This window comes from Pseudomonas reactans, from assembly GCF_013385825.1.
Taxonomy (GTDB): domain Bacteria; phylum Pseudomonadota; class Gammaproteobacteria; order Pseudomonadales; family Pseudomonadaceae; genus Aquipseudomonas; species Aquipseudomonas reactans.
Map to the genome: position 1 here is coordinate 451,202 of NZ_JACAPG010000006.1, position 8,162 is coordinate 459,363.

The 8,162-nt window shown below is 62.8% G+C and carries 8 protein-coding genes; all 8 read left to right on the plus strand.

Translation table 11 applies throughout. From position 1 onward, the window contains the following. Positions 1-243 precede the first annotated feature (243 nt). Complete coding sequence (locus tag HX868_RS08210) at positions 244-1,566, plus strand: amidase (RefSeq protein WP_177002518.1); 1,323 nt, start codon at positions 244-246, stop codon at positions 1,564-1,566. A gap of 11 nt (positions 1,567-1,577) precedes the next feature. After that, positions 1,578-2,456, plus strand: coding sequence for a polysaccharide deacetylase family protein (locus HX868_RS08215; protein WP_177002519.1), 879 nt, complete (start codon positions 1,578-1,580; stop codon positions 2,454-2,456). Between the two features lie 141 nt (positions 2,457-2,597). Beyond that, positions 2,598-3,938 carry an MFS transporter gene (locus HX868_RS08220; RefSeq protein ID WP_016978282.1) on the plus strand — a complete coding sequence of 447 codons (1,341 nt, stop codon included), beginning with the start codon at positions 2,598-2,600 and terminating at the stop codon, positions 3,936-3,938. Positions 3,939-3,948: 10 nt separating this feature from the next. Then, positions 3,949-4,710: an SDR family NAD(P)-dependent oxidoreductase gene (locus HX868_RS08225; protein ID WP_177002520.1), complete on the plus strand. Its 762-nt coding sequence runs from the start codon at positions 3,949-3,951 to the stop codon at positions 4,708-4,710. 13 nt (positions 4,711-4,723) lie between these two features. Beyond that, positions 4,724-5,473 (plus strand): SDR family NAD(P)-dependent oxidoreductase, encoded by a 750-nt coding sequence (locus HX868_RS08230; RefSeq protein ID WP_177002521.1) that lies wholly within the window; start codon positions 4,724-4,726, stop codon positions 5,471-5,473. A gap of 13 nt (positions 5,474-5,486) precedes the next feature. After that, complete coding sequence (locus HX868_RS08235) at positions 5,487-5,789, plus strand: hypothetical protein (RefSeq protein WP_177002522.1); 303 nt, start codon at positions 5,487-5,489, stop codon at positions 5,787-5,789. Between the two features lie 111 nt (positions 5,790-5,900). Then, on the plus strand, positions 5,901-6,875 hold the full coding sequence (locus tag HX868_RS08240) for a CobW family GTP-binding protein (protein WP_177002523.1): 975 nt from the start codon (positions 5,901-5,903) through the stop codon (positions 6,873-6,875). Continuing rightward, the gene (locus HX868_RS08245; RefSeq protein ID WP_177002524.1) at positions 6,872-8,047 is read left to right on the plus strand and encodes an ABC transporter substrate-binding protein; all 1,176 of its coding nucleotides are present in this window, start codon (positions 6,872-6,874) and stop codon (positions 8,045-8,047) included. Before HX868_RS08240 ends, HX868_RS08245 begins: the two co-directional genes overlap by 4 nt. Positions 8,048-8,162 lie beyond the last annotated feature (115 nt).

Here is an 8,162-nt window from a genome sequence, read left to right on the forward strand (position 1 = left end):
CGGAATCGGGGAATGTTACTTTTCTGCACCAAAATGTACTTATTAATAAAAGATACATTATTTCATTGAAGGCGCTTTCCTGTGGCCTGGCAAGATTTTTTCCGACTGTTTAAAACCATCTATCCCGTAGCTCTAGGCGAAATCCTCCGATTGCGTAAAAGCTGCCTGAGAAAGACTGGCACGAAAGCTGCCTCTGCAAAATGTATATTTTATTAATAAATACATTTTGTGAGGGGCACCTTGATGTCAGACGCCACTTCAATGGCCGAGGATTTCGCCAGCGGTCGCAGCGACCCTGTGCAAGCCCTTGAGCAGGCACTCGAAAAGGCGAGCCGGGCCCCGGCAGTCTTTATCAACCTGACCGCAGAGCGTGCGCGCCGCGAAGCCGAAGCCTCTGCCGCTCGTTGGCGCGCCGGCCAGCCGTTGAGCGTATTCGACGGCGTGCCCCTGGCCTGGAAAGATCTGTTCGATGTGGCCGGCAGCATTACCACTGCTGGCGCGGCTTACCGCCGCAACGCGCCGGCTGCGTTGCTCGACGCACCGACCGTGGGCCTGCTGTGCCGCGCCGGGATGGTCGGCGTGGGCAAGACCAACCTCAGCGAGCTGGCCTATTCCGGCCTGGGCCTGAACCCGCATTTCGGCACGCCGCACAACCCCCATGGTACTGACCAACCGCGCATTCCTGGCGGTTCGTCGTCCGGTTCAGCCGTGGCCGTCGCCGCTGGCATCGTGCCGATCGCCATGGGCACCGACACCGCCGGTTCGATCCGCATCCCCTCGGCCTTCAACGGCCTGGTGGGGTACCGCAGCAGCAGCCGACGCTACAGCCGCGACGGCGTGTTCCCCCTGGCGCACACCCTCGACAGCCTCGGCCCGCTGACCCGCAGCGTGCGCGATGCCCTGGCCATCGACGACCTGCTGCATAGCCGCAGCCAAATCCACACGGTCCGCAGTCTCAAGGGGCAGCGCTTTGTGCTGGCGCAACAAGACGCCGAACCCGCCGTGCGCAACAACCTGCTGCGCGCCGTTGAGCAACTCAAGGCCCACGGCGCACTGATCGAAGAGCGCGAATGCCCGATCTTCCAGGCCACCCTGGACCTGATCAAACACCACGGCTGGCTCGGCTCCTTCGAGGCTTTCGCCCTGCACGAAGCCTTGCTCGACAGCCCTGACGCCGAACAACTCGACCCACGTGTACGCCGCCGCCTCGAAGCCGCGCGCACGCTGCCGGCCAGCCAACTGCTGCATCTGGTCGATGCCCGCCGCCGCCTGCAACAGCAACTGGTCGACGACCTCGACGGCGCCATCCTGATCACCCCCACCGTCGCCCACGTCGCACCCGCATTGGCACCGCTGGAAGCCGACGACGACCTGTTTGTGAACACCAACCTCGCCACCCTGCGCCTGACCATGCCCGGCAGTTTGCTCGACATGCCTGGCGTGACCCTGCCCAGCGGCCGCGATGCCCAGGGCCTGCCCACCGGGCTGTTGCTCAGCGCCCCGACGGGGGAAGACGCTCGCCTGCTGCGCGCAGCGTTGTCCGTCGAATCCGTACTCAACGTTTAAGGAGACACAACATGGCTAAAGACATTCTCTGTGCATTCGGCGTCGACGTTGACGCCGTCGCCGGTTGGCTCGGTTCCTACGGCGGCGAAGATTCGCCGGACGACATCTCCCGTGGCCTGTTCGCCGGTGAAGTCGGCGCGCCGCGCCTGCTCAAATTGTTCGAACGCTACGGCCTGCGTACCACCTGGTTTATCCCTGGTCACTCGATGGAAACCTTCCCCGAGCAAATGAAAGCCGTGGCCGACGCCGGTCACGAAATCGGTGTGCACGGCTACAGCCACGAAAACCCCATCGCGATGACCGCCGAGCAGGAAGAAATCGTTCTGGACAAATCCATCGAGCTGATCACCCAGGTCACCGGCAAACGCCCGACGGGTTACGTGGCGCCGTGGTGGGAATTCAGCAAGGTCACCAATGAACTGCTGCTGAAAAAAGGCATCAAGTACGACCACAGCCTGATGCACAACGACTTCCACCCCTACTACGTGCGCAAGGGCGACAGCTGGACCAAGATCGACTACAGCCAGCACCCCGACACCTGGATGAAACCGCTGGTGCGCGGCGAAGAAACCGACTTGGTGGAGATCCCGGCCAACTGGTACCTGGACGACCTGCCGCCGATGATGTTCATCAAGAAAGCCCCCAACAGCCACGGCTTCGTCAACCCGCGTCACCTCGAAGAAATGTGGCGCGACCAGTTCGACTGGGTCTACCGCGAACACGAACACGCGGTGTTCACCATGACCATCCACCCCGACGTCTCCGGCCGCCCGCAAGTGCTGTTGATGCTGGAGCGCCTGATCGAACACATCCAGAGCCATGCCGGCGTGCGCTTTGTCACCTTCGACGAAATCGCCGACGACTTCATCCGCCGTCACCCCCGTACCTGATACCCCCACCCTGTAGGAGCGGGCTTGCCCGCGAAACTCGTCAACGATATCGCGGGCATTCTGGGTGAACGCGGTGTCTATGGGTTCTTCGCGAGCAAGCTCGCTCCTACAGAGGGGCCACAAACCCTTGAGGCGCGACCCATGTCCATCTACAACAAGCTTGACCTGACTGGCTGGAAACCCCGGCAACTGACGTCCAAGGAGGTGCGTTTCGCCACCTGGATCGCGTTTTTCGCCTGGGTGTTTGCGGTGTATGACTTCATTTTGTTCGGCACCTTGTTACCGGAGATCGGTCGGCATTTTGGCTGGGGTGAAGTGGAGCAAGCTGAAATCGCGACCTGGGTGGCGGTGGGCACGGCGGTGGTGGCGTTTGCCATCGGCCCGGTGGTGGACAAATTGGGGCGGCGCACCGGGATTATCTTCACCGTCGCCGGTTCCGCACTGTGCTCGGCGCTGACTGCGATTGGCGGCGCGTGGGGCAAGTCGCCGCTGATCCTGATCCGTTCGTTGGGTGGTTTGGGTTATGCCGAAGAGACTGTCAACGCCACTTACTTGAGTGAGTTGTACGGCGCCTCCGAAGATCCGCGTCTTACCAAACGCCGTGGTTTTATCTACAGCCTGGTGCAAGGTGGCTGGCCGGTAGGTGCTTTGATTGCTGCCGGCTTGACCGCGCTGTTGCTGCCGATCATTGGCTGGCAGGGCTGCTTCATCTTCGCCGCGATCCCGGCCATCGTCATCGCGATCATGGCGCGCAAACTCAAGGAGAGCCCGCAGTTCCAGATCCATCAACGCATCAGCCAATTGCGAAAAAGCGGTGCAGTGACAGAAGCGCAAAACGTCGCCATGACCTACGGCGTGGACTACGACGAGCACAGCAAGGCCGGCCTTAAAGCCGCGTTCCGTGGCCCGGCGCGTCGCGCCACCCTGGTGATTGGCGCGGCACTGCTGCTCAACTGGGCGGCGATCCAGGTGTTCAGCGTGCTCGGTACCTCGGTGATCATCAGCGTGCACCACATCTCGTTCGAGAACTCGCTGATCATCCTCGTGCTGTCGAACCTGGTGGGCTACTGCGGTTACCTCAGCCACGGCTGGATGGGCGACAAGATCGGCCGTCGCAACGTGATCGGCCTGGGCTGGATGCTTGGCGGGCTGTCGTTTGCCGGGATGCTGTTTGGCCCGAGCAATATGCCGATGGTGGTCGGGCTGTACAGCTTGGGCCTGTTCTTCCTGATCGGGCCGTACTCGGCGGCGCTGTTTTTCATCAGTGAGAGTTTCCCCACCAGCATCCGCGCCACCGGTGGCGCGATTATCCACGCCATGGGTCCGATTGGTGCGGTGGTCGCAGGTTTTGGCGCGACCCAGGTGTTGTCCGCTGGTAGTGACTGGCAGACCGCCGCGCTGTGGTTCGGTGCGCTGCCGTGCTTCCTGTCCGGCGCCTTGATGTTTGCCGCACGCCATGTGCGTCCGGAAACCGTTCAGTAAGGAGTGTTTGATGAGCCGTAAAGTTGCCTTGATTACCGGTGCTGCCAGCGGTATCGGCCAAGCCCTCGCCGTGGCCTATGCCCGTAATGGCGTGGCGGTGGTGGGTGGGTATTACCCGGCCGATCCCCATGACCCGCAGACCACCGTCAGCCTTGTGGCAGAGGCGGGCGGCGAGTGCCTGATGCTGCCGTTGGACGTGGGCGATACCGCCTCGGTGGATGCACTGGCCGCGCAAGCCATCCAGCATTTCGGCCGACTCGATTACGCCGTGGCCAACGCCGGCCTGCTGCGCCGCGCACCCTTGCTGGAGATGACCGACGCGTTGTGGGACGAAATGCTCAATGTCGACCTCACGGGGGTGATGCGCACCTTCCGCGCGGCAACTCGACATATGCATGCAGGCGGCGCGCTGGTGGCGATTTCGTCGATTGCCGGCGGCGTGTATGGCTGGCAGGAACACAGCCACTACGCGGCGGCCAAGGCTGGCGTGCCGGGGTTGTGTCGGTCGCTGGCGGTGGAGTTGGCGGCCAAGGGTATTCGTTGCAATGCGGTGATCCCTGGGTTGATCGAGACGCCGCAGTCGCTGGATGCGAAGAACTCGCTGGGGCCGGAAGGCCTGGCCAAAGCAGCGCGCGCAATTCCATTGGGCCGGGTAGGGCGGGCGGATGAAGTGGCGTCGCTGGTGCAGTTTTTGACCAGTGACGCGTCGAGTTATCTGACCGGGCAAAGCATCGTTATCGACGGCGGCCTAACAGTCCGCTGGCCTGACTGACAGGAGTTTTTGTATGTCTCAACTCGTGAATCGCCGCGCCGTGATCACCGGCGCCGGCAGCGGCATCGGTGCCGCCATCGCCCGTGCCTACGCCGCTGAAGGCGCCCGCCTGTTGCTGGCCGACCGTAACGCCGCCAGCCTCGCGGAAACGGCAATCACCTGCCGCAACCTCGGCGCCGAGGTGTTCGAATGCCTGGCCGATGTGGGCACCGTCGAAGGCGCGCAGGCGAGCGTCGACCGCTGCGTCGAACACTTCGGCGGCATCGATATCCTGGTCAACAATGCAGGCATGCTCACCCAGGCGCGCTGCGTCGACCTGTCCATCGAGATGTGGAACGACATGCTGCGCGTCGACCTCACCAGTGTGTTTGTCGCCAGCCAGCGCGCCTTGCCGCACATGCTCGCGCAGCGTTGGGGGCGGATCATCAACGTCGCCTCGCAACTGGGTATCAAGGGCGGCGCCGAGCTGACCCATTACGCAGCGGCCAAGGCCGGGGTGATCGGTTTCACCAAGTCCTTGGCCCTGGAAGTGGCCAAGGACAATGTGCTGGTCAACGCCATCGCGCCCGGCCCGATCGAGACGCCGTTGGTGGGCGGTATCAGCGACGACTGGAAGCTCGCCAAGGCCAAGGAACTGCCTCTGGGACGCTTCGGCCTGGCGGATGAAGTGGCGCCCACGGCGGTGCTGCTGGCCAGCGAGCCCGGTGGCAACCTGTTCGTCGGCCAGACCCTGGGCCCGAACTCCGGCGACGTCATGCCATGAGTGAGGTATAGCCATGTGCGGACTCTGCGGACTGCTCGGCGAAGACCTGCACTGGAGCGATCCTTTGGGCGACCAACTGCCCCGACGCCGCGAACGCCTGCGCCGAATCGCCGCCATCAACCAGGTGTTGGCGGTATTCCGGCTCAAGGTCGAAGATTTCCAGGGCGCGTCGTATCTGCTGTTGGGCGCCACCGGTAAGCAGGCACTGGCCAGCGGCCTGGATCAACTGTGGCAGGCGGCCGAGGCCATGCTCGGCCGACCCTTGGACCCTCTCGATCCCCAACTGCTCGATCATTTGGAGTACAACTCCCTGTAGGGGCGAGCTTGCTCGCGAAGGTCGTCAACGACAACGCGGGCGGTCTGGATGAACGCGGTGCCTGTGCGTTCTTCGCGAGCAAGCTCGCTCCTACAGGGGGCGGAGGTAACTATGAGCATTGCCCTTAATGTCATCACCGGCTTCCTTGGCAGTGGCAAAACCACGTTGCTCAAGCGCCTGCTGCAAGGCGAAAGCCTGGGCGACACCGCGCTGCTGATCAACGAATTCGGCGACGTCGGTATCGACCATCTGCTGGTGGAAGAGGTAGCACCGGACACCGTGCTGCTGCCCAGCGGCTGCGTGTGCTGTTCGATCCGAGGCGAGTTGAAAGACGCGCTGCTCGGCCTGCTGCAACGCCGCGAGCGCGGTGAAATCCCGGCGTTCAAGCGGGTGATCCTGGAGACCACCGGCCTGGCCGACCCGGCGCCGATTCTTGCCACCCTGAACAACGACGTGCAACTGCGCGGGCGTTTCCATGTTGGCCTGGTGATCACCCTGGTCGACGCCAGCCACGCCGCCCTGCAAGAACGCCTGCACCCGGAATGGCTGGCGCAGGTGGCGGCGGCGGATCGCCTGCTGTTGAGCAAGACCGACCTGGCCGGCGATTGCACGGCGTTGCGCGCTCACTTGCAGGCGCTGAATGCCGGTACGCCGATCCTCGATACCCACGACATCCACAGCGGCGATCAACTGCTGCTCGGCGAAGGCCTGCGCAGCGCCGAACCCGCCGTGGAAGTCAGTCGCTGGCAACTGCACCGCACCACCACCGCTACCCACGGCGCCGCCCAAGTGTGCAGCCTGACCTTCGACCAGCCGCTGGACTGGGTGGGTTTCGGGGTGTGGTTGTCGATGCTGTTAAGATGCCACGGCGAACGAATCCTCCGTGTCAAAGGGCTGCTCAACGTGAACGCCAGTAACGCCCCCATCGTCATTCATGGTGTGCAGCATTGCCTGCATGCGCCGGTGCACCTGCCTTCGTGGCCGGGCACTGATCGGCAATCGCGCCTGGTGTTTATCCTGCGTGGCCTCGATCCCGACCTGTTGCGACGTTCCTTCAACGTGTTCTCGCGGCGGTTCGCGGCATGATCACTCTGCGCGTCCTCGGCACCTCCGTTACCCTGCTTGAATGCCTGCGGGTACGTGCCGAACAGGAGTTGGGAATTCGCCTGGTCTACCAGGTGCATGACGTCGAGCAGGCCCAGCGCATCGCGGTGATGCAGCCTGAGAGCTACGACCTGTACGACCAATGGTTTCATAACGTCGACTTCGTGTGGCCGGCCCGGGCCATCCAGCCCATCGACACCCGGCGTATTGCGCTATGGCACGAGATCAATGACCTGCCCAAGCGTGGGCGCCTGTCGCCCGCTGACCGCCTGGGCAGCGGCAGTGTGCCCAGCGAACGTTTGTTCGTGCAGCACGATGGCAGCCTTGGCAGCACGGTCACCGATCGCATCAGCATGTTGCCCCTGACCCACAACGCCGACAGTTTCGCCTACCGGCCCGAACGCTTGCCCGAAGGTTTTTGCCACGGTAACGAAAGCTGGGGCTGGCTATTGGACCCCGCATGGCGTGCGCGCACGGCCTTGCAGAGTGACGCAGCGATTGGTGCGTTGGATGCTGCATTGGCGGTGCAGGGCGCGGGGCTGGCCAGCTTCAGGGACATCGGCAATATGAGCATCGAAGAGATCGACGTGCTGGCCGACATCCTGGTGCGCAAGCAGAAGGAGGGGCACTTTGCGGCGTTCTGGTCTGATGATGAAGAAGCGGCGCAATTGATGCTCAGCCCGAGTATCGATATCCAGAGCCTGTGGTCGCCGACCTTGATGCGCCTGCATCGTGCGGGGGTGAAATACCGCCTGGCGGTGCCGCGTGAAGGGTATCGCGCGTGGTTTGGTGGGTTGTCGTTGTCGCGGCATGCGAAGGGGGCGGTGTTGGATGCGGCCTATGCGTATTTGAATTGGTGGTTGTCAGGGTGGCCTGGGGCGGTGATGGCGCGCCAGGGGTATTACATTGGCAACCCGGCGCGGAGTCGGGATCACTTGAGCAGTGCGGAGTGGGATTACTGGTATGCCGGCAAGCCTGCTCGGGAGGAGTTGCTGGGGAGTGATGGGTTGCCTTTGATTGATGTGGGGGAGGTGCGGGATGGGGGGGCTTATGAGGCGCGCATGGGGCATATTGCGGTGTGGAATTCGGTGATGGATGAGCATAATTATCTGGTGCGCAGGTGGGGGGATTTTATGCGGGCTCGGTGTGTTTGATTGACTGAGTACATATCCGTTGCTGCGGTCACGGCTGATATGGGTTCCGCCCTTACGGCGGCTCACTTTTGAAAAGCCCAAAAGTAAGCAAAAGGCTCTTGCCCCAACACTCGGC